This window comes from Beggiatoa leptomitoformis (assembly GCF_001305575.3).
In the GTDB taxonomy this organism is placed as follows: Bacteria; Pseudomonadota; Gammaproteobacteria; order Beggiatoales; family Beggiatoaceae; genus Beggiatoa; species Beggiatoa leptomitoformis.
Genome location: NZ_CP012373.2, coordinates 358,740 through 381,597 on the forward strand (window position 1 = coordinate 358,740; position 22,858 = coordinate 381,597).

Here is a 22,858-nt window from a genome sequence, read left to right on the forward strand (position 1 = left end):
TCTAAAAAATCATGCCTATCCCAAAAACGCCTACTTTCCTTTTAAAAAAAATAGAGGCCTGTCGCGCTCAGCAAGAAAAAACGTTGAGCTTAAAAGAGGGAGACAAGTTTAACAACTTTCGTCTGCTTCATATTCCGCCTGAAGTTTTTACCCTAACACACTTAGAACATTTAGATTTATGTGATAACGCTATTCAAATCGTTCCCGACGAGATTAAACAACTAACCCAGTTAAAACGCTTAGATTTACGCGGTAATCCCTTAAGTCGAGTTGCAGATATTGCTGGTTTAGTTGTGCATTATGCTGATTTTCAGCGTTTAAATATTCCCGCCAAAAATATTCTTGGTTTAAAACTCACCTTATTTTCTTATGACCCGCCCACTGGGATTTTTGCATGTCCGAATTTAATTGCGTTAGAAATTCGTAACCATCGTTTAACCCAAATTCCTGACTGGGTTTTTAAATTGGTTAATCTGACAGAATTGAATTTAAGTAATAACAAACTACAAAATCTGTCAGGGCTAGAAACGCTGAGGAATCTCTCTACTTTAGATTTGCGTGATAACCGATTAACGAGTCTGTTAGGGCTAGAAACGCTGAGGAATCTCTCTGCTTTAGATTTGCGTGGAAACCAATTAACGAGTCTGTCAGGGCTAGAAACGCTGGCGAATCTCTCTGCTTTAGATTTGCGTGGAAACCAATTAACGAGTCTGTCAGGGCTAGAAACGCTGGCGAATCTCTCTGCTTTAGATTTGCGTTCTAACCGATTAACGAGTCTGTCAGGGCTAGAAACGCTGGCGAATCTCTCTACTTTAGATTTAAGTTTTAACCAATTAACGAGTCTGTCAGGGCTAGAAACGCTGGTGTATCTCTCTTCTTTAGATTTGAGTGGAAACCCATTAACGAGTCTGTCAGGGCTAGAAACGCTGGCGAATCTCTCTACTTTAGATTTAAGTTTTAACCAATTAACGAGTCTGTCAGGGCTAGAAACGCTGGCGAATCTCTCTTCTTTACATTTGAGTCATAACAAATTAACGAGTCTGTCAGGGCTAGAAACGCTGACGAATCTCTCTGCTTTAGATTTGAGTTTTAACGAATTAACGAGTCTGTCAGGGCTAGAAATGCTGGGGTATCTCTCTTCTTTAGATTTGAGTAGAAACGACTTAACGAGTCTGTCAGGGCTAGAAACGCTGGCGAATCTCTCTTCTTTAGATTTGAGTAGAAACGACTTAATAAGTCTGTCAGGGCTAGAAACGCTGGCGAATCTCTCTTCTTTAGATTTAAGTTATAACCAATTAACGAGTCTGTCAGGGCTAGAAACGCTGGCGAATCTCTCCTTTTTAAATTTGAGTAATAACGACTTAACGAGTCTGTCAGGGCTGGAAACGCTGGGGAACCTCTCTACTTTATATTTGAGTGGAAACCAATTAACGAGTTTGTCAGGGCTAGAAACGTTGGGGAATCTCTCTTCTTTAAATTTAAGTAGAAACCAATTAACGAGTCTGTCAGGGCTAGAAACGCTGGCGAATCTCTCCTTTTTAAATTTAAGTAGAAACCAATTAACGAGTCTGTCAGGGCTAGAAACGCTGGCGAATCTCTCCTTTTTAAATTTGAGTAATAACGACTTAACGAGTCTGTCAGGGCTAAAAACGCTGGCGTATCTCTCTTCTTTAGATTTAAGTGAAAACCAATTAGCGAGTCTGTCAGGGCTAGAAACGTTGGCGAATCTCTCCTTTTTAAATTTGAGTAATAACGACTTAACGAGTCTGTCAGGGCTGGAAACGCTGGCGTATCTCTCTACTTTAGATTTAAGTGAAAACCCATTAACGAGTCTGTCAGGGCTAGAAATGCTGGCGAATCTCTCTTCTTTATATTTAAGAGATAATCAATTAACGAGTCTGTCAGGGCTAGAAACACTGGCGAATCTCTCTGCTTTAGATTTGCGTTCTAACCAATTAACGAGTCTGTTAGGGCTAGAAACACTGGCGAATCTCTCTGCTTTAGATTTGCGTTCTAACCAATTAACGAGTCTGTTAGGGCTAGAAACACTGGCGAATCTCTCTGCTTTAGATTTGCGTTCTAACCAATTAACGAGTCTGTCAGGACTAGAAACGCTGGGGAATCTCTCTTCTTTGGATTTGAGTTATAACCAATTAACGAGTCTGTCAGGGCTAGGAACGCTGGTGAATCTCTCTGCTTTAAATTTGAGTTATAACCAATTAACGAGTCTGTCAGGGCTAGAAACGCTGGCGAATCTCTCTACTTTAGATTTAAGCCACAATCAATCATTACACGAGTTACCTGATAATCTATTTTTTCTACAAAAATTAGAAGCCTTGCAATTAGAAGGTACTGTTCTCACTTATCCGCCGATTGAACAATTAGAGTTAGGGCGGGAAGGAGATGCCAACCTTTTTCGTGTTCGTAATTACTTACGTCAATTAGCCCAAGGCGAACAAGATTACTTATACGAAGCTAAATTATTGATAGTTGGTGAAGGCGGGGCGGGAAAAACAACGTTAGCCAACAAAATTAAAGATAAAACCTATCAAGTTCCTGATAGTCATGTTGGTAGTACAGAAGGCATCGATGTGATGACATGGTACTTTGCTTATAATCAAGAACATCAATATCGTGTCAACATTTGGGATTTTGGTGGGCAAGAAATTTACCACGCCACGCATCAATTTTTCCTCACTAAACGCGCTTTATACCTATTAGTCGCGGATAATCGCAGAGAAGACACTGATTTTTATTATTGGCTCAATGTGGTTGAGACACTTAGCGATAGCAGTCCTATTTTATTGATTAAAAATGAAAAAGACGACCGCCAGCGAGAAATTAACGAACCCGCCTTAAAAGCACAATTTGCGAATTTTAAAGACAGCTACGCCACCAATTTAAAAACTAACAGCAAAGACTTTTCCCGTTTCTTAGAAGGTTTAGAACATCATTTAAAACAACTACGTCATATTGGTATGCCATTGCCTAAAACATGGCTAGATGTCCGTGCAGAATTAGAAAAACTCAGTAAAACTGGAAACTATATTTTCTTACAAGAGTATTTGGCTATTTGCGAACGGTACGGCTTTAAAAATAGTGGCGATAAATTGCAACTGAGCGAAACCCTGCACGAGTTAGGGGTAATTTTACATTTTCAACAAGATCCCCTTCTAAGGAAAACGCTATTTCTCAATCCTGCATGGGCAACCCAAGCGGTTTATCACGTTCTTGATAACAAAACCGTACAAAATAACTATGGCAAATTTACTAAAGATGATTTAGACCAGATTTGGCACGAATCGCAATATGAGGGGATGCACGATGATTTATTGCAATTAATGCTCAATTTTAAATTATGTTATCCACTGACTTATTGCCAAAAAACCTACATTGCCCCGCAATTACTCGGCGAAACACAACCCGATTATCAGTTTGATACACAAAACACAGTAACAGTGTATTACAAAAATTATACATTCATGCCTAAAGGGATGCTAAGCCAATTAATTGTTATTTTACATAAAGTTATTGCTGAAAAACAAACTTTAGTCTGGCGTAGCGGCGTTGTATTAAAAAAACAAGAAACACAGGCGGAAATAATTGAAAAATATGGAAACCGTGAAATTAGTATCCGCGTTGCGGGCAGAAATCGACGGGATTTACTAACCGAAGTAATGCTTGAATTGGATAAGATTCATGAAAGTTATCATAAACATCTAATTTATGAAGTAGAATTACCTTGTAGCTGTGCAGAACCTTATTATTTTAACTTTAAAACGCTCAAAGACTTTGCGGTTGACCATGCCAAGATTCAATGTCAAAAACGTAGTTGTCGACAAATGCTTGACGCTCGGGATTTACTTGAGGGGATATTAAACATGAAAGAAGAAACTGGAAAAACAAGTTTTAGCAATATTTCTATTGGTAGTGTGCTTGAGGGGATATTAAACATGAAAGAAGAAACTGGAAAAACAAGTTTTAGCAATATTTCTATTGGTAGTGTGGCGGGAGATGTGAGTTTTAACCAAGCAGACAGAGATATTGTAAAGAATAACGATAACCGCTCGATTAATGTGTCGGGCAATGGCAACGTGGTGGGCGATAATGCAACAATTTATCACACAGAAACCCACAACACGCTAAATCAAGGCATGCAAGCAGATTTAAAATCTTTGCGCGAAATTCTTTTAAAGATAGAGTTAGGTGAAGACAAAGCCAAAGTTGAGAAACTTTTAACAACGGCTGAAAATGAAGTAAAAAAACCAGAACCTGATAAAGAAGAAGTCGGTAGTGCATTAGACCGTGTGTTTAAACTGGTGAAGAAAAGCGGAAAATTAATTGGTGCGGTTCGTACTGATTTAGTCCCTATCGCAAAAAATGTAGGCGAGTGGCTAGGTGAACATGGCGGAGAACTAAGCGATTTTTTTCAATAAATCAAACAATTCAGCTCTTATAGACTCTATTTAAAGTCTATAAGAGAAAGCTAATTGTTTAATAAAACAGATAGTCTGTTCAATCCTAAAGTACAGATAAAATGCCAACACTACACGACAAAGGTTATAAAAGACTCTTCTCCAATAAAGTCTTCTTTCGCCAACTCCTAGAATCCTTCGTCCCTGAACCTTGGGTACAACACATTGATTTCGACACCTGTGAACGCCTTGAAAAATCTTTCATTACTGACCACTACAAAGAAACTGAAAGTGACTTAATTTATAAAGTTAAATTCAAACAACAAGAAGCCTATATTTATGTCCTGTTAGAATTCCAATCCTCCGTCGTTTGGTTTATGGCTCTCCGTGTTCTACACTACGTCTGTAGCTTCTGGTTAGATTTCGCAGAAACTCGCCCTAAACAGAAAAAACTCCCGCCCATTTTTCCTATCGTCCTTTACAGTGGCGATAAACGCTGGACTGCCGCCGAGAATCTGCATGATATTCTGGAACATCCGCACTTATTAAAAGCCTATACTCCAGAATTCCGCTATTTTAAAATTGCTGAAAATGAATATTCGCAACTTAGTTTCAACCCTATTTCTCGCAGAAACCTATCCGACAGATATGGCACTACTCAAAGAACAAGTTCTAAACTTATTTGAGGAGAAAACAGACAAAGAAGCGGCTTCATTATTTCTCAACTGGTTTGTACAATTAGTTGTACACAACCGACGTAATTTAGAAGATTATCAAGTATTAGAAACCATCTATCATGACAAGTTAGAGGCAAAAACCATGTTAGAACACGCAATGGATAAAGAACGACAACAGGCTTTTGTGTTGGGAAAAATAGAGGGAATTGAGGAGGGTATCTTAAAAGGTAAGATGGAAGGTAAAATAGAAGGCAAGATGGAGGGTAAAATAGAGGGCAAGATGGAAGGTAAAATGGAAGGCAAAGCAGAACTGTTAATAACTCTATTAGAAGCACATTATGGTCAATTAACAGATATGCAAAGAGCCAGACTGTTACAGCTCAGTGATGAAAGATTAACCTACTTATCACTAAAATTGTTTCAGACAACCTCTCTAGCGGAATTTTGGCAGGAAGTGGAAGTACATTAATTACTGGTTATAAGTATATTATCAACAGATAGGCGCATGGTTAAGTGAATGTAACGAAAAGGCAATTGCGTTTTTTCATAAATCAAACAATTCTACTCTTCAATATCGGATGTGATTCACAGACTCACCACATCCGATAAATGACCTTTATTTTCTATTCGTAAAAAACAAGCGTACTTTTTGCAAATCTTCCTCAGTATCCACACCAATACCGATTGAACACAACGCCTGTGTTACACAAATTTTTCCGCCATTAAACAAAACCCGCAACTGTTCCAATGCTTCCACCTGTTCTAACGCACATACAGGCAACTGTGTGTAATCTTGTAAATAAGCGGCACGATAAGCATAAATTCCAATATGACGATAATAATGCGCAGTAATTGGAACGGCTGAATTAAGCGGAAATCCATCGCGCCAAAACGGAATCGGCGCACGACTAAAATATAAAGCAAAATTTTGTTTATCTAACACTACTTTAACAATATTTGGATTAAACACGCTCGCCCATTCAGTTATCGATTCGCAAGCCGTTGCCATGTTTGCAATAGGTTGATTGATTAACGTTTCAGCCACTTGACGAATTAAACTGGCAGGCAATAGCGGCTCGTCTCCCTGCACATTTACCAATACGTCTTCCCCCACCAATCCCAACAACCGCGCGGCCTCTGCCACACGATCTGTGCCTGACTGATGCGTATTTGCAGTCATACACACAGTCGCGCCGAAAGCATGGGCAACATCCGCTATACGTGCATCATCTGTTGCAATCACAACCCGTGCTGCGCCGCTTTGTAACGCATTTTGATAGACGTACCAAATCATCGGTTTCCCTGCAATATCAGCTAGGGCTTTCGCAGGTAAGCGTGAGGAGGCATAACGCGCGGGGATAATGACAGAAAAAGACATATTTTTACTCACCTAAGGCGAAAGCCGAACAATTTGCCATGTGCCATCAACTAATTGTGTGTATTTAAATCTATCGTGCAACCGACTAGGGCGTTGTTGCCAAAACTCCATACGCAATGGCTTTACACGATATCCCCCCCAATGTGGCGGGCGTGGTGGGTCTTGCTCTTGATACAGTGCGTTTAAGGCGGCAACCCGCTCATCTAACCACTCACGATTAGGGATTTCTTGACTCTGCTTAGATGCCCATGCACCAATCCGACTAAGCAGGGGACGAGAATGATAATAAACATCTGATTCATCATCAGAAACTTTTTCGACAATACCCATAATATTAACTTGTCGTTCTAAATTTGCCCAATAAAACAATAGAGTAGCACGCGGATTTGCTTCTAATTGCAATGCTTTAGGACTTTCATAATTAGTGAAAAAAACAAATCCTTGTTCATCAAAGCCTTTTAATAAAATCGTCCGTGCATAAGGAATTGCATCAGTTGTCGCTGTGACAACAGTCATTGCATTAGGATTAATCGGATGTGCTTGTTCTGCATCCTTAAACCATAACCCAAACTGGGTATAAGGATTCGGGTGCATATCACTTTTGCGTAAACCCTCTGAGGTACTCATAGATACTTATTGCCTTTGTGGTAAAAATTTTATGTTGATTATATTGCGCATTGATTTATTTTCCAATTTATAAAAAATACATTTTAAATCAAAAAAATAGCGCGACTTATTTGATTGGATTTAGAAAAATCATTAACGAATAAATGTAATTCTCTCATAAGAAAATGTCTGCGTGATTATAAATACTTTTCTCCTAGCTCCTTATTCAGGTATGGTGTTTGCTTAATTACGCTAAAAACTGTCATAGAATCTACATCGCCTGTCAGGAAACCAATATGTCAAAATTCATTCGATATTTATTTTTTACTGCATTGATAATCATGCCGTTTATGAGTTATGCGGAAAATAATGCTACAAAAAAAATCTTGTACATTGATTCCTATTATGAAGGATATGAATGGAGTGATGGGGTTGTCAACGGCGTTCGTAATGTGTTGGCAAAAAAGATGCCTACGGCAACTTTAAAAACGATTTATATGGATTCCAATCGACACAGTGAATTAGATTTAATTCAAGCAGTTGTTGCTAAGATACGCGATGAAATTACGAATTTCCAGCCAGATGTTGTTATTGCCTGTGATGACAGTGCAATGAAAAACGTGGTTATGCCTTATTATAAGAATACTTCTTTACCTATTGTTTTTTGTGGTATTAATTGGGATGCCAGTATCTATGGTTTACCCTATCAAAATACAACAGGAATGGTTGAGGTTTCCTTAATTCCTCAAATTGTTGCCCATTTGGAACAATACGCAAAAGGGAAAAAATTGGGGATTTTAGCTGAAGAAACAATTTCCTCACAAAAAAACATAGACCAATACAAAAAAATGTTTCATATACAATATGATAAAGTTTACAAAGTAAGCACAATTGGTGAATGGAAAGAAAAGTTTCTTCAGTTACAAGATGAAGTTGACATGATACTTATGACAAACATGAGTAATGTCCGTGGTTGGAATGAGACTGAAGTTGCGGATTTTGTTTATCAAAATATAAAAATTCCATTGGGGACAGATGTGACATGGAATATTCCTTACAGTTTGGTAGCCATTGGTAAAATTCCTGAGGAACAAGGTGAGTGGGCTGCGGAAACCGCTTTGAAAATCCTTGCGGGGGAAAAACCATCAGAAATCCCCATTACGCAAAATAAACAGGGTCAATTGCATATTAATTTGAAATTGGGCAATAAGTTAAAAATTGCGTTTAATCCCGCGTTATTAAAAGTGGCTGAACTTTTCCGTTAGTTATAAGCCTTACTTTTTAAAATTACACAAGATAATGGATGGATATTTATCTTTTTCATTGGACATTGTATGGAGCAGGTATGCTAAAAATTTTACTGAAGGCAATAGTTATTTGCTTGATAATAATACCTATTATTGGTCAGGCGACAGAAGAAGTTGGTAAGAAAATTTTATTTGTTGATTCTTACAATAAGGACTTTGAATGGAGTAATGGTATTTTACAGGGGATTCAACAGACATTAGCGGCTCAAGCCCCAACGGTTACGCTGCATACTTTCCACATGGACACGAAACAGCATCCTGATGAAAGCTCCATTTTAGCAGCTGTTAACAATGCACGTGCAGAAATTGACCGTTTTAAACCTGATGTTGTTATCACTTGTGACGATAACGCAGTTAAATATTTGCTAGTTCCTTACTATAAAGATGTTGATTTACCCGTTGTTTTTTGTGGTGTGAATTGGGATGCCAGTATTTACGGACTACCTTATCGTAACGCAACGGGCATGTTGGAAATCTCTTTAATGGGCGAAATCGTTCAACACCTCAAACAATACGCTAAAGGTGATAAAATTGGTTATTTAGCGGAAGACGCAACTTCTCGTAAGAATACGAAATACACAGAGAAACTGTTCAATATTCATTATAATAAAGTTTATTTTGTTAAATCAGTTGAAGAATTTAAGGAAAAATTTATTCAACTACAAACAGAAGTTGATATGCTGATTATTGATAATATCAATAATCTAAAGGGTTTAAACAAGGATGAGTTAAGCACATTTGTCGTGGAAAATATTAAAATCCCCTCTGGTACGGATTTAGTATGGAATGCCGATTATTGTTTAATTGTACTGGGTAAAATTCCTGAAGAGCAAGGGGAATGGGCGACAGAAACCGCATTAAAAATCCTTGCGGGGGCAAAGCCATCAGATATTCCTATTGTGCAAAATAAACGTGGCAAATTGTATATTAATTTAAAACTGGGCAATAAACTGCATATTCCCTTCAGCCCTGCATTGTTAAAAATGGCCGAGATAATTAAGTAAAAATCAAACAGCTAAACAGAAGTAACTAGAAACCGTCATTTTTTAAGGGTTATTCACAAATAAAGCTTATAATTAAACACTCAATCTGCAATTAGTCACTTGTTTTTACCAAGATGCAAAGTGGAGGGAGTATGTTAAAAAAATTACTAGCAATATTTGTTATTTCTCTAATAGTAATGCCTATTACCAATTATGCTGATGTTAGTACTGATAAGAAGATTTTATATATTGATTCTTATCATCCTGAGTATGAGTGGAGTCAGGGCGTTCTTAATGGAATTCGGCAGACTTTGGCGATGCAAGCACCGCATGTGGTTTTGGACACCTTTTACATGGATACTAAACGCAATTCAGACGAGGCGTTTATTCAAAAGATGGCTGTGCAGGTACGTGATAAAATTGCCACGTTTAAACCAGATGTTGTTATTGCTTGTGATGATAATGCAATGAAATATGTAGTAATGCCATATTATAAGGATGCTGATTTACCATTTGTTTTCTGTGGGGTAAATTGGGATGCAAGCATCTACGAGTTACCGTATCGTAATGTTACGGGAATGGTTGAAATTGCTTTAATAGGGCAGATAATTCAGCATATTAGACAATACGCAACAGGCGATAGAATTGGTTATTTAGCAGAAAATAGCCCTGTTGCGCGCAAAAATGTTGAGTATGAAGAGAAGTTATTTAATATTCATTATGAACATGCTTATTTTGTGAATAACATTGAAGAGTTAAAAGAAAAGTTTATTCAACTACAAACAGAAGTTGACATGATGATTATTGATAATGTAAGTGGTATTAAAGGGTTAGATTTAAATAAAGCAGATTTTAGCCATTTCGTTGTGGAAAACACTAAGATACCCAGTGGCTCGGATTTAACTTGGAATGCTGATTATTGTCTCATTGCACTGGGTAAGGTTGCTGAAGAACAAGGTGAATGGACAACAGAAACGGCATTAAAAATCCTTGCAGGGGCAAAGCCTTCGGATATTCCCATTGTGCAAAATAAACGTGGCAAACTGTATATTAATTTAAAATTGGGAAACAAATTACGTATTCCTTTTAACCCCGCTTTACTAAAAACCGCAGAAATCATTCATTAGGACTTTATCTTTGTGATTAAGAATGGATTAGCCGTTATGAGTAAATTTGTTTTCTCTTATCTGGGCAATGCAAATGCGTTGCATACCCAAGTCAAAATCATTTTGTTTATGTTTATGATGTTGCTTGGGCTTGGTTTGCCTTTATTTTTGGCGGGTTATTTTACGATTGATAAAGTCACTTACTCAACCAGTGAAAAACTGTTTTTTAAGGACATTGATGTCATTCAAGAAAAAATCGCCGATGCCTATAAGGTATTAGCTGATGCAGGTGTTTCAGGACTCGATTTTTATGTCACAACGGCTAAAGATAGATTACTAGCAGCGTTAGCAAATGATGAAACCAGACAGGGAAAATTGTATATTTTTGATTCAAAAACGCGAAATGTCATTTTGGGTGATGAAACATTAGTATTCACAGATGCCCAGTTTGATGAAATGTTGGGGAGTAAGCGGGGTGTTTTAAAACACATAACCAACCATAAAACACGTTATACCTTTTATACATTTTTTACAGTTGTCCCCGAATGGCAATGGGTTGTTATGTTATCCATTCCAGAAACAACCCTGTTTGCAGAACGTTATCATTACTTGTATGTGGTTATAGTAACAAGTGTTATTGCTTTACTAACATTACTTTTACTGTCTTATTTATTCACACGACGTATTAGTCATAAATTGCAAACGACCCTAGTTACTTTAAGAAAAGTAGAAAAAGGTGATATAACGGCAAGAATCAGTGATCTCAGTAATGATGAGGTTGGTATTATTCAACAGGGTATTAATCACATGTTGGATAAAATCTCTCAGGCAACCGCTGATTTGAAGGTGAGCCAAGAACGTTTTGACTTGGCAATGACGGGCACAAGTGATGGTTTATGGGACTTAGATTTATGTACTAATCAGGTGTATTACTCACCCCGTTGGAAAGCAATGTTAGGTTATGAGGCAGAGGAAATTAATGATACGCTTGATGATTTTAAACGATTAACTCATCCAGATGATGTAGAGATGATTAATCGAGTCATTGAAGATTATCTCGCAGGCAAATTGCCTAATTATGAAGTGACATTGCGGATGCTACATAAAGAGCGCGGTTATATCTGGATTCTGACGCGTGGGATTGCATTGCGTAATGAAGAGGGTGTTCCCTATCGTTTTATTGGTACGCACGTTGATTTAACAACGCAAAAACAAGCAGAAGAAAAACTTCGTGAACAACAGGAGTTTTTAAGAGTTGTTATTGATAATATTCCACAATATCTATTTTGGAAGGATAAACAAGGTAAGTATTTGGGCTGTAATCAAAACTTTACGATACGCTCTGGTTTTCAAGAATCTGCACAAATAGTTGGGTTGGATGATTCTGCAATGCCTTGGAAAGAACAAGCACATAAAACGATTGATAGGGAAAAGTTTGTTTTAGTAAACGATACGGCACTTAATATAATAGATACTTATACGAGTCCAGAAGGTGTATTGGGATATTTTGATATTAACTACATCCCTTTACATGATACGAGTAATGGCATTTTTGGTGTGTTGGGAATGGTTGAGGACATTACCGAACGTAAAGTAGCTGAAATACAATTGTCTGAAGCAAAAGAAGCCGCAGAAATGGCAAATAGAGCAAAAAGCACTTTCTTGGCGAATATGAGTCATGAACTCCGCACACCGCTGAATGGCATCTTAGGCTATGCACAAATTTTAGGACGTGACCGCCGTTTAACCGAAGATCAGTTGGAAGGTGTACGGGTTGTACAACGTAGCGGGGAATATTTACTAACACTTATCAATGACATCTTAGACTTGTCAAAAATTGAAGCCGACAGAGCAGAATTGTATTTACTAGATTTTCATTTCTCTAGCTTTATCACAGATATTGTTGAATTATTTGAAGTTCGTGCGCATCAAAAGGGGATTAGTTTTGTTTACGAACCGATGACAGCCTTACCGCAAGGAATTCGTGGTGATGAAAAACGGTTACGGCAAATTGTGATTAATCTACTGGGAAATGCAGTAAAGTTTACCCGTCATGGCGGCGTTACACTTAAAGTCAGTTATGATGCAAACGCAGAACGTATGCTTTTTTGTGTAGAAGATACAGGAACAGGAATTGATGCGGAATCATTAGAAAAAATCTTTTTACCTTTCCATCAAGTTGGTGATATTGCAAATAAGGCAGAGGGAACAGGTTTAGGCTTATCTATCACAAAACGGCTTGTGGAACTGATGGATGGTACGTTATCGGTAGAAAGTACATTCGGTAAGGGAAGCACGTTTATGGTGTCTATTAGCTTACCTACCAGCGATTTGGTTAAACCGAAAGAAATAGAACAACCAATGATTGTCGGGTTTGAAGGCGCACCACGTAGAATTTTAGTAATAGATGATCGAGAAGAAAATCGTTCTGTGCTGCGTAGATTACTCACTGCACTAGGGTTTATTGTCGTAGAAGCCTGTAATGGTAAAGAAGGATTGGCGCAAATGGCGGTGCAAACGCCTGATATTGTCTTAACGGATTTAGTAATGCCTGTTATGGATGGGTTTGAATTTACAAGACAAATTCGCAAACAATTTCCATTAGAATCATTACCTGTCATTGCGGTTTCTGCCAGTGTTTTCGAACATGAACAACAAGCCAGTTTAGACAACGGATGTACTGCCTTTTTACCCAAACCAATTAGAGCAGATGATTTATTTGCCTGTTTACAACAATATCTAAATCTTGTTTGGATTTACGAGCAAAGCTACAACAATATCAATGCAAAACCTAATGAACATGTTAATACAGAAGCAAATAATGGTAATGTGGGATTGGTAGAATTATCGGTTGCAGATGCTGAAAATTTACACGAATTAGTATTACAAGGGGATATACAAGGAATCATCGATTACGCCGATACCCTACTTAGCGAAAGTCCGCATTTAAAACCCTTTATGGACCAAGTAAAACGGCTCGCAAAAGAGTTTGAAGATGAGGAAATTTTGACGATGATTGAGCCATTTTTACAACCAGCGTAACTGTTTGGGTAAGACTGAAAATCTTGACTTTTTAAACAATGATTGCATTATTTAGCATGAGTAAGTTTTTATCTAAGGGCGAATTTATTCGCCCTTTTTTTATTTTCTAGTCATATCAGACAAACACATTGCATAGTAACCATTTGTTGAGTTGGATTTTTTTAGTTTTGTCAATTCTGGAAATTCGGAAAATGTTGATTCGGACAAAAAATTAAAGCGGGTGTATAACACTATCACTTATATATCCTACATCATCTATAGGTTACTTAATTTATGCACATTAATCCCCTGTATATTAAACAGCAAGGACAAGGAAACCCCTTAATTTTATTACATGGTTGGGGATTTAATCACACCATTTGGGACAGTATTGCGAATGAATTGGCAAAAACATGGCGGGTTTATCTAGTTGATTTACCGGGACATGGACAAAGTCCACTATGTGATTATGAATTAACCACATTATGTCAGATATTGGTTGATAATTTACCACAACAAGCCGTTTGGGTAGGATGGTCTTTAGGGGGATTATTCTCAATGGCAATCGCAAATCGTTATCCTACGGCTGTTAAAGCACTTGCACTGGTTGCAACATCCCCTCGCTTTAGCATTGCAGACGATTGGAAATGTGCGATGACAAATACAATATTACAAACGTTTGAACAAAACTTACAAGCAGATGCAGTAGGCACACTTAAACGTTTTCTGTCTTTACAAGTTAAAAATAGCGATACTGCCCGCACACAACTACGACATTTATATCAACTATTTCAAACGGGGGGCTATCCACAACCCGCTGCTTTACAAGGTGGATTACAATTATTACGCACCGTAGATTTACGAGATACGCTCGCACAAATTACCTGCCCTGCTTGGTTGTGCTTAGGCGAACATGATACGCTAGTTCCCGTTGCTGTCGGCGAGGCATGTCAACAGATTTGGCGACCGTTAGAAACCGTTTATATTCCCTCTGCCGCCCATATTCCTTTCTTATCTCATCCTGAGCTTTTTTTACATCACCTGTCTGATTTTTTCTCACACCATGGACTCACCTGATTTATTAAACTTACGTGCCATTGCCCGTTCATTTGGACAAGCCGCACAAACTTATGAACAGTTTGCACAATTACAAAAAGAAGTTTGTGAACAGCTAGTTGCTCGTACAGTGGAATTAAAAATACAACCCACCGTTATTGCCGACATTGGTGCAGGTAGTGGACGTTTAACCCGTGCATTAAGCCAACACTACCCAAATGCACAACTTTACGCACTAGATATTGCTATGCCCATGTTGCAATATGCACAACAAAAAGCTCCATGGTCTATCCCCTTTTTTCGTCCTCGTCATCAACATTTTATTGCCGCAAATGCCCTACATCTGCCCATCGCATCAGCGAGTGTTGATTTAGTCGTATCCAGCTTAATGTTGCAATGGTGTCCTGATTTTGCGGGCGTATTTGCTGAGTTTGCTCGCGTTTTAAAACCTGATGGTGTTTTATTATTTTCTACACTCGGTTTAGATACCTTAAAAGAATTGCGCCAAAGCTGGGCAAGCGTTGACGATACAAACCATATTAATCACTTCACAGACATGCACGAATTAGGCGATGCATTACTCCGTGCCGGGCTACATAATCCCGTTATGGATGTTGATTGGCATCGTTATTATTACGCTGATGTTGTCACCCTGATGCGGGAACTAAGAGCAATTGGTGCGCACACAGTGATGACAGGTAAACGTCAAGGATTGACAGGAAAACATAAATTTCAATCTATGTTAAGCCACTATGAACAGCATCGAACACCCCAAGGACTCACCGCAACGTATGAGGTCGTTTATGGACATGCAGGTGGACGTAAAACACCACAAATAAAATCAACGGACGGTATAGTAAAAATTCCCATTTCACAAATCCAACGCCCCAAGCCAACAGATTGAAAGCCAATACTATCAGATAGATGAAGAATTACATATTCCATGACAAGCATCTTGAAAAAAGCTATTCTGCGAATGGTTTTATAATGACCAAAATTAAAAGCCGTCAAACTATTTAATCCACAATACAAGGGTATCACCTTGAACTTCAGAAATATCACTTTCTCCTTTAACAACATAACGGATGTACGCCGTTTATGCACAGTGTTACTAGGCATTGCCCTTGCCGTATCAACAGGATTAACCAACATTTTTCTCGCGGCTGCTTTTATCCTATTATTAATAGAAAAAGAAAATCGTAGCCGTTATTTCACCCTCTTATGCACACATCCCGTTGCACAAATTTCAATGCTACTATTTTTACTATTTATCATTGGATTAAGCTACGGAACAACAGACGTTAAAGAAACGTGGTTTGTTTTGGGTAAATATAGAGAGCTTGCTTATATCCCATTATTTATTTTACTATTTCAAGATGAAGATACACGTGAAGGCAGTTTATGGGCATTTATGCTCGTTATGGCTTATACACTGATTTTATCTTACATCATGTGGGGAACGGGTATTCAAATAGCGAAAGGCACACCAGAAAATGCGTTTATTTTTAAAAACCATATTTCACAAGGGCTGATGATGTCCTTAGCGGCCTACTTTCTCGCTGTTTATGGCTGGCAATATCCGCGTTTTCGCTGGTTATGTATATTGGGTGCAGGACTTGCCATTTTTAACGTCTTATTCATGCTATATGGACGTACAGGCTATATTGTCCTACTGTGCTTGATTCTACTTTTTATCTATCAAGTTGCACGCTGGCGAGGAATATTGCTAAGTGTTATGCCTATTCTGCTACTTTGCACAGGGGTTTATTTCAGCTCTACACCGATTCAAGAACGGCTGGGACTCATGTTACAAGAGCTACACACACATGAATCAGGCGCAAAAATTACCTCAATGGGACTACGGGTAGAGTTCAACAAAAATGGCTTTGCCTTGTTTAAAGAACATCCCCTATTTGGCACGGGAACAGGTAGCGTCCCCACAGAATATTCACGTTATACCGAAAATATGCACTCAACACCAACCGAAAACTTGCATAATGAATATCTTATGATTGCCGTACAACTAGGAATAGTGGGTGTACTATTTTTTCTTGCCCTATTTTACATACTCTGGCGCAATAGTTACCGACTCACACCCTCGCGTTACGTTTACATGGCACAAGGATTAATCATAATGATGTCAGTAGGTTGTTTAGCAAATTCGTTTCTTTTTGACATGACAGAAGGGCATCTCTTCGCCTATTTCGTCGGCTTATTTTATTCAACCCTGCCACGTACTAACGCATAAATCATAAAAAATGGAGGCATATCATCCGACATGCCTCCATGATAAATAACAATTTATCCTGCTATAAGAATAATTCAGTCAATGTATTCAACAGCCCTTCATATTCAAATGCCTGAATATCTTGTAGTTCTTTCAAAACGGCGATTAAATCTACATCAGCTTGTTGTGTAACATCCGCAACCAATGGTGCGAAAGTATATGTTAATGCTTCAACAGGCGTATGTCTTTGATGAGTATCATGATTAACATCTAAAACGCCAGTATAAATAATCTGATGTGATTCTTTCCCTAAATTTTCCAAAATGGGCTGAATAGATGAACAATACTGCATACAATCACTATAAACATCAATATATTCAACGGCACATCTAAATAACTCCGTTGCAAAAACAGCAGGATTTGTTGTTTGTAGCGCGCTATTCAATTGCTCTTCTAACGTATTATTAATATGTAATATTTGCCATAATCGCCATGTATTGTGCGTATCCTCTACAACAGCAATACAACGGTTATCAGACAAAATAGGGCTACAGTGAATATGTAATGCAATTTGTTGACGGAATGCAGTACGGGCTTCTGCTTCGCTGGCAAACTGCCATGACGATTTAGAGAAACACCGCCAGCCATTTTTACCACTAATACTCCATAAATCATTTGCTTGTAAATGTGGACGTAAAGGATTTTTCAACACTTCGCTTATCATCTGCCGTCCTGCAAGTGGTGGCCAAATCCATTTAGAAGAAGTTTCTTCATCAGGAAAAGGTGGCAAGCGTTTACTGGTTCTTAATTTTGGCGGTACAACAGTTTTAACAGGTGCTTCTTCTGTAGGCAATATTGGCGATTGAGTGAATGTTTCTAGTTCCTCGTTCAATAACTCAGGCGCAGATAACAAGGTTTGTTCAAGCAGATTTTCCTCTACTGCATCCTGCTTTTCAGTCAACAATGCATTATCAATATTATCAATCGGTAATGGCGTTTCTTCATTTGATGCTAATAACTCAGGTGCATCTGCAAATAAAGAAATCTCTTCTTCTTTTTTTGTTGATAATTCAACAATATCAGAATCTTCTGCGAGTAAAGCCAATTCTTCGGGTGATAAAGCTTCAAGATTTAATTCGTCAGGTTCGGATTCAGCTATTTCTGCTAAAGGTTCAACAACATCAGAATCTTCTGCGAGCAAAGCCAATTCTTCAGGCGATAAAGCTTCAAGATTTAATTCGTCGGGTTCGGATTCGGCTATTTCTGCTAAAGGTTCAACAATATCAGAATCTTCTGCGAGTAAAGCCAATTCTTCAGGCGATAAAGCTTCAAGATTTAATTCGTCAGGTTCAGATTCAGCTATTTCTGCTAAAGGTTCAACAACATCAGAATCTTCTGCGAGTAAAGCCAACTCTTCAGGCGATAAAGCTTCAAGATTTAATTCGTCAGGTTCGGATTCGGTTATTTCTACTGGTGATTCAACAACATCAGAATCTTCTGCGAGCAAAGCTAATTCTTCAGGCGATAAAGCTTCAAGATTTAATTCATCGGGTTCAGATTCGGCTATTTCTGCTGGTGATTCAACAATATCGGAATCTTCTGCAAGTAAAGCCAATTCTTCAGGCGATAAAGCTTCAAGATTTAATTCGTCAGGTTCGGATTCGGTTATTTCTGCCAAAGGTTCAATAATATCAGAATCTTCTGCGAGTAAAGCCAATTCTTCAGGCGATAAAGCTTCGAGATTTAATTCGTCAGGTTCGGATTCTGCTATTTCTGCTGGTGATTCAACAACATCAGAATCTTCTGCGAGCAACGCCAATTCTTCAGGCGATAAAGCTTCAAGATTTAATTCGTCAGGCTCGGATTCAGCTATTTCTGCTGGTGATTCAACAACATCAGAATCTTCTGCGAGTAAAGCTAATTCTTCAGGCGATAAAGCTTCAAGATTTAATTCGTCAGGTTCAGATTCGGCTATTTCTGCTAAAGGTTCAACAACATCAGAATCTTCTGCGAGCAAAGCCAATTCTTCAGGCGATAAAGCTTCAAGATTTAATTCGTCAGGTTCAGATTCGGCTATTTCTGCTAAAGGTTCAACAACATCAGAATCTTCTGCGAGCAAAGCCAATTCTTCAGGCGATAAAGCTTCAAGATTTAATTCGTCGGGTTCGGATTCGGCTATTTCTGCCAAAGGTTCAACAATATCAGAATCTTCTGCGAGTAAAGCCAATTCTTCAGGCGATAAAGCTTCAAGATTTAATTCGTCAGGTTCGGATTCGGCTATTTCTGCCAAAGGTTCAACAATATCAGAATCTTCTGCGAGTAAAGCCAATTCTTCAGGCGATAAAGCTTCAAGATTTAATTCGTCAGGTTCGGATTCGGCTATTTCTGCTAAAGGTTCAACAACATCAGAATCTTCTGCGAGCAAAGCCAATTCTTCAGGCGATAAAGCTTCAAGATTTAATTCGTCGGGTTCAAACTCAGTTATTTCTACTGGTGATTCAACAACATCAGAATCTTCTGCGAGCAAAGCCAATTCTTCAGGCGATAAAGCTTCAAGATTTAATTCGTCAGGTTCGGATTCTGCTATTTCTGCTAAAGGTTCAACAATATCAGAATCTTCTGCGAGCAAAGCCAATTCTTCAGGCGATAAAGCTTCAAGACTTAATTCGTCAGGTTCGGATTCGGTTATTTCTGCTGGTGATTCAACAATATCAGAATCTTCTGCGAGCAAAGCCAATTCTTCAGGCGATAAAGCTTCAAGATTTAATTCATCGGGTTCGGATTCGGTTATTTCTGCCAAAGGTTCAACAATATCAGAATCTTCTGCGAGTAAAGCCAATTCTTCAGGCGATAAAGCTTCAAGATTTAATTCATCGGGTTCGGATTCGGTTATTTCTGCCAAAGGTTCAACAATATCAGAATCTTCTGCGAGTAAAGCCAATTCTTCAGGCGATAAAGCTTCAAGATTTAATTCGTCAGGTTCGGATTCGGCTATTTCTGCTAAAGGTTCAACAACATCAGAATCTTCTGCAAGTAAAGCTAATTCTTCAGGCGATAAGGCTTCAAGATTTAATTCGTCGGGTTCAGACTCAGCTATTTCTGCTGGTGATTCAACAATATCGGAATCTTCTGCGAGCAAAGCCAATTCTTCAGGCGATAAAGCTTCAAGATTTAATTCGTCAGGTTCAGATTCTGCTATTTCTGCTAAAGGTTCAACAATATCAGAATCTTCTGCGAGTAAAGCTAATTCTTCAGGCGATAAAGCTTCAAGATTTAATTCGTCAGGTTCGGATTCGGCTATTTCTGCTAAAGGTTCAACAATATCAGAATCTTCTGCGAGTAAAGCTAATTCTTCAGGCGATAAAGCTTCAAGATTTAATTCGTCAGGTTCGGATTCGGCTATTTCTGCTAAAGGTTCAACAATATCAGAATCTTCTGCGAGCAAAGCCAATTCTTCGGGTGATAAAGCTTCAAGATTTAATTCGTCAGGTTCAGACTCAGCTATTTCTGCTGGTGATTCAACAACATCAGAATCTTCTGCGAGTAAAGCTAATTCTTCAGGCGATAAAGCTTCAAGATTTAATTCGTCTGTTTCTGCTAAAGATTCAACAATATTAGAATCTTCTACTGGTAAATCAGTTTGTTCTAAATCACTTGTTAATTCTATGGTTTCTGGAATGACATTTGCTGAAGGAGTGGCTGTAATCATGTTAGGAACATGACTTTGCAATAATGCAAATAACTCTTGTCCTGTGCTAACATCTGGACGATCTACACGGAGTTTACCTTTCATCATCAGGGCTTCCGCACGTTCTACCGCGTAGCGCACAGCCAGTACAAAAGTATCACGAATGCCCTTACCACTTTTTGCAATGGTTTCAACCAGTTTAATATCAGAATAGTCGCTGAATAGTGTTTGTATGTCTTCTAGCGAAAATGCTTCTTTATCAAGATGTTTATTCGCTTGAATAATAAATTTTACCGCATCTTCCCCATCATGGGGCAGTGAGGCGTGTAATGCTCGAAAACGGTGAAGGGATTCTTCAAGCGTGTCAACATCGCTGATGTCAATGATAAAAATAACAACATCCGCCATATTGAGTAAAAATTGGCGATGTGCTTGTAATGCAGGATCACTTGGGACGGTGATAATTTGACAAGCAATACCATGCCCTCTGAAAAAACCACCTATGTAGTCAATCCATTCAAAATAATGAGTTTGTCCTGCATCTGCTTGCGGTGTATAAATCGTGTTGGTTCTTCCCAGCACATTCGCAAGTGAATATAGACTGGTGGTTTTCCCAGATAATGGTAGCCCGTCATATACCATGCGAAAAACGATAACATCGTGTTCTTTATCAATAATTGCCATGCTCTTTATAGTCCTTAGACTGTGCTGGAATCTATCATCATGTTACAAAGAATTTAGATGAAAAAACAAGCGCAACTTAGCACAAAATCACATAAATTCTTCTTGGTTTTGTCGTAATTTTGGAAAGATTTAAGAGGTTATCATGACTTATAAAGTCACCATTGTTGGTGCAGTTGGAGAAAATGTTGTTTATAACGAACAAACTATTATCAATTTATTAAGTACTCAACAGCAAGCGTTGTTACACGGAAATTTATTTACAGGTAAGCCTAGTACTAAATTATATGTTGATACACAAAACGCGCTTAAAATTCGCGGGGAAATCCGTTTAGATGGACGTGCCGCGTTAAAGTGGGCAACACAAGCATTGGTTAAAGAGCAAACTTATCAGGTACATCATCCGCATAAAACATGGTTTGTTGCTGAAGAATCTGAACAATCTATTGCTCTAATTGGTAATATTTGTCCACGCTTGCATCCCATTCATGATTTGTTTACTCAAGAATCCGTCGATATTAAGTTACGTTTACAGTATTTAGCGATGTTATTCGAGCATTATTTACGTTTGGCAAAAAATACTGGCATTAGATTAGATGAGGGCTTATCTAATTTTGGTGTAACGACTGATGGTCAATTGTATTATTTAGATGATGATTTTTATACATGGGATCGTTTTATTGCTTGCGCTCAGGTGATGGGGGTTTATTTTCGTAAGTTACAGTGGTTAAACAGTGATACTGCTGTTGTGTTCGCCCATTCTGTCCGCGCACTCATTTTAGAACATTTTAAGGATAAACAGTATTTGACTGTGCTGGCTGAACAGTTGGAAGATGTTTTTATTCCTGCTGAAACACAGCGTATCGCATTAGAAAGCTTTATTCGGGCATTAGACGAGCGACATGATGCAACACATGTGCATCTGACTAAAACACGTTATTTTGCTTTATTAGCGGATATTCATGCAAATTTCCCTGCATTGCAAACAGTGCTTGCTTATTTGAAAAACCGTAGCATTAAACAAGGTGTAGTATTAGGTGATATTGTAGGATACGGACCGCATCCAAGTGAGTGTATTGATTGTATTCGTGAGGCTGGTTTTCATATTGTGAAGGGTAATCATGATCATGGATTAGCAACAGGCAACTTTAAAAAAGGATTTTCTAATAGCGCAAGTTGGGCTTTAGAATGGGCAACACATCGTATAACAGCAGAACAAAGGGCTTGGCTGGCTGACTTACCGCCAATTTTACATGATGAAAAATGGCTTGCTTTACATGGCGCACCGCTTGATCCAACCTTTTTTAATGCTTATGTTTATGAAATGACTTATGAGGATAATTTGGATACCTTAGAAAGAAAAAGTATCCCATTGTGTTTTCATGGTCATACGCATCAACCCGTTACTTATGCACGTAAAGCGGGTTTTGTGGATAGTTTATATAAAGGGCAACAGATTGATTTAACACCTTTTGATTACGCTTTAGTTTGTCCCGGCTCTATTGGACAACCGCGTAATGGACAAGTGGGTGCGCAATTTGCGATTTATGATCAAGAAACGCATAAAATTCATTATCACAATTTAGCCTATCCAATTGAAATAACACTGCAAGATATGCAAAATGAGGGTTTCCCTGAAACCTTATTAAAAATGTTACACGGTATTATGTAACTTTTTCATCTTTTTCACGGTAAATAGTAGATAAATGTCAA

Annotated in this window: 14 protein-coding genes; 11 read left to right on the top strand and 3 right to left on the bottom strand. The window is 38.3% G+C overall.

What is annotated here, in order from left to right; all coding sequences use genetic code 11:
• Positions 1-11: 11 nt before the first annotated feature.
• From AL038_RS01560 to AL038_RS18390, 3 genes are all read left to right on the top strand, one after another.
• Entirely contained in the window at positions 12-4,436 is a 4,425-nt protein-coding gene (locus tag AL038_RS01560) for a leucine-rich repeat domain-containing protein (protein ID WP_062148002.1), read from the top strand.
• Between the two features lie 101 nt (positions 4,437-4,537).
• Complete coding sequence (locus tag AL038_RS18385; RefSeq protein ID WP_062148005.1) at positions 4,538-5,101, top strand: Rpn family recombination-promoting nuclease/putative transposase; 564 nt, start codon at positions 4,538-4,540, stop codon at positions 5,099-5,101.
• Complete coding sequence (locus AL038_RS18390) at positions 5,064-5,561, top strand: RpnC/YadD family protein (protein WP_062148008.1); 498 nt, start codon at positions 5,064-5,066, stop codon at positions 5,559-5,561. Before AL038_RS18385 ends, AL038_RS18390 begins: the two co-directional genes overlap by 38 nt.
• A gap of 147 nt (positions 5,562-5,708) precedes the next feature.
• On the opposite strand, the gene kdsB is transcribed toward AL038_RS18390, so the two are convergent.
• Together kdsB and pdxH are read right to left on the bottom strand one after the other, a co-directional pair.
• The gene (kdsB, locus tag AL038_RS01570) at positions 5,709-6,470 is read right to left on the bottom strand and encodes a 3-deoxy-manno-octulosonate cytidylyltransferase (protein ID WP_062148015.1); all 762 of its coding nucleotides are present in this window, start codon (positions 6,468-6,470) and stop codon (positions 5,709-5,711) included.
• A 12-nt stretch (positions 6,471-6,482) separates the two neighbouring features.
• Positions 6,483-7,097: a pyridoxamine 5'-phosphate oxidase gene (gene pdxH, locus AL038_RS01575; RefSeq protein ID WP_062148024.1), complete on the bottom strand. Its 615-nt coding sequence runs from the start codon at positions 7,095-7,097 to the stop codon at positions 6,483-6,485.
• 275 nt (positions 7,098-7,372) lie between these two features.
• On the opposite strand from pdxH, the gene AL038_RS01580 reads away from it, so the two are divergent.
• From AL038_RS01580 to AL038_RS01610, 7 genes are all read left to right on the top strand, one after another.
• Positions 7,373-8,341 carry an ABC transporter substrate-binding protein gene (locus AL038_RS01580; protein ID WP_062148026.1) on the top strand — a complete coding sequence of 323 codons (969 nt, stop codon included), beginning with the start codon at positions 7,373-7,375 and terminating at the stop codon, positions 8,339-8,341.
• Between the two features lie 80 nt (positions 8,342-8,421).
• Entirely contained in the window at positions 8,422-9,387 is a 966-nt protein-coding gene (locus AL038_RS01585; RefSeq protein ID WP_083991594.1) for an ABC transporter substrate-binding protein, read from the top strand.
• Positions 9,388-9,518: 131 nt separating this feature from the next.
• Positions 9,519-10,493 carry an ABC transporter substrate-binding protein gene (locus AL038_RS01590; protein ID WP_062148031.1) on the top strand — a complete coding sequence of 325 codons (975 nt, stop codon included), beginning with the start codon at positions 9,519-9,521 and terminating at the stop codon, positions 10,491-10,493.
• A gap of 36 nt (positions 10,494-10,529) precedes the next feature.
• A complete protein-coding gene (locus AL038_RS01595; protein ID WP_062148034.1) occupies positions 10,530-13,514 on the top strand; it encodes an ATP-binding protein in 2,985 nt (994 codons plus the stop codon).
• Positions 13,515-13,787: 273 nt separating this feature from the next.
• Positions 13,788-14,570: a pimeloyl-ACP methyl ester esterase BioH gene (gene bioH / locus AL038_RS01600; protein ID WP_062148037.1), complete on the top strand. Its 783-nt coding sequence runs from the start codon at positions 13,788-13,790 to the stop codon at positions 14,568-14,570.
• Positions 14,557-15,453, top strand: coding sequence for a malonyl-ACP O-methyltransferase BioC (gene bioC / locus AL038_RS01605; RefSeq protein WP_062148040.1), 897 nt, complete (start codon positions 14,557-14,559; stop codon positions 15,451-15,453). Before bioH ends, bioC begins: the two co-directional genes overlap by 14 nt.
• A 138-nt stretch (positions 15,454-15,591) precedes the next feature.
• A complete protein-coding gene (locus AL038_RS01610; protein WP_145917040.1) occupies positions 15,592-16,797 on the top strand; it encodes an O-antigen ligase family protein in 1,206 nt (401 codons plus the stop codon).
• 61 nt (positions 16,798-16,858) lie between these two features.
• Here the strand turns inward: AL038_RS01610 and AL038_RS01615 are convergent, their stop codons facing one another.
• Positions 16,859-21,148 (bottom strand): hypothetical protein, encoded by a 4,290-nt coding sequence (locus AL038_RS01615; RefSeq protein WP_062148044.1) that lies wholly within the window; start codon positions 21,146-21,148, stop codon positions 16,859-16,861.
• A 142-nt stretch (positions 21,149-21,290) separates the two neighbouring features.
• Between AL038_RS01615 and AL038_RS01620 the strand changes: the two genes are divergently transcribed.
• Positions 21,291-22,817, top strand: coding sequence for a metallophosphoesterase family protein (locus AL038_RS01620; protein WP_062148047.1), 1,527 nt, complete (start codon positions 21,291-21,293; stop codon positions 22,815-22,817).
• Positions 22,818-22,858: the final 41 nt, after the last annotated feature.

Coding starts and splice junctions, on each gene's coding strand:
- AL038_RS01580 (WP_062148026.1), top strand. CDS start 7,373: ATGTCAAAATTCATTCGATATTTATTTTTTACTGCATTGATAATCATG.
- bioC (WP_062148040.1), top strand. CDS start 14,557: ATGGACTCACCTGATTTATTAAACTTACGTGCCATTGCCCGTTCATTT.
- AL038_RS18385 (WP_062148005.1), top strand. CDS start 4,538: ATGCCAACACTACACGACAAAGGTTATAAAAGACTCTTCTCCAATAAA.
- AL038_RS01615 (WP_062148044.1), bottom strand. CDS start 21,148: ATGGCAATTATTGATAAAGAACACGATGTTATCGTTTTTCGCATGGTA.
- AL038_RS01585 (WP_083991594.1), top strand. CDS start 8,422: ATGCTAAAAATTTTACTGAAGGCAATAGTTATTTGCTTGATAATAATA.
- AL038_RS01620 (WP_062148047.1), top strand. CDS start 21,291: ATGACTTATAAAGTCACCATTGTTGGTGCAGTTGGAGAAAATGTTGTT.
- AL038_RS01595 (WP_062148034.1), top strand. CDS start 10,530: ATGAGTAAATTTGTTTTCTCTTATCTGGGCAATGCAAATGCGTTGCAT.
- kdsB (WP_062148015.1), bottom strand. CDS start 6,470: ATGTCTTTTTCTGTCATTATCCCCGCGCGTTATGCCTCCTCACGCTTA.
- AL038_RS01560 (WP_062148002.1), top strand. CDS start 12: ATGCCTATCCCAAAAACGCCTACTTTCCTTTTAAAAAAAATAGAGGCC.
- bioH (WP_062148037.1), top strand. CDS start 13,788: ATGCACATTAATCCCCTGTATATTAAACAGCAAGGACAAGGAAACCCC.
- AL038_RS01590 (WP_062148031.1), top strand. CDS start 9,519: ATGTTAAAAAAATTACTAGCAATATTTGTTATTTCTCTAATAGTAATG.
- pdxH (WP_062148024.1), bottom strand. CDS start 7,097: ATGAGTACCTCAGAGGGTTTACGCAAAAGTGATATGCACCCGAATCCT.
- AL038_RS18390 (WP_062148008.1), top strand. CDS start 5,064: ATGGCACTACTCAAAGAACAAGTTCTAAACTTATTTGAGGAGAAAACA.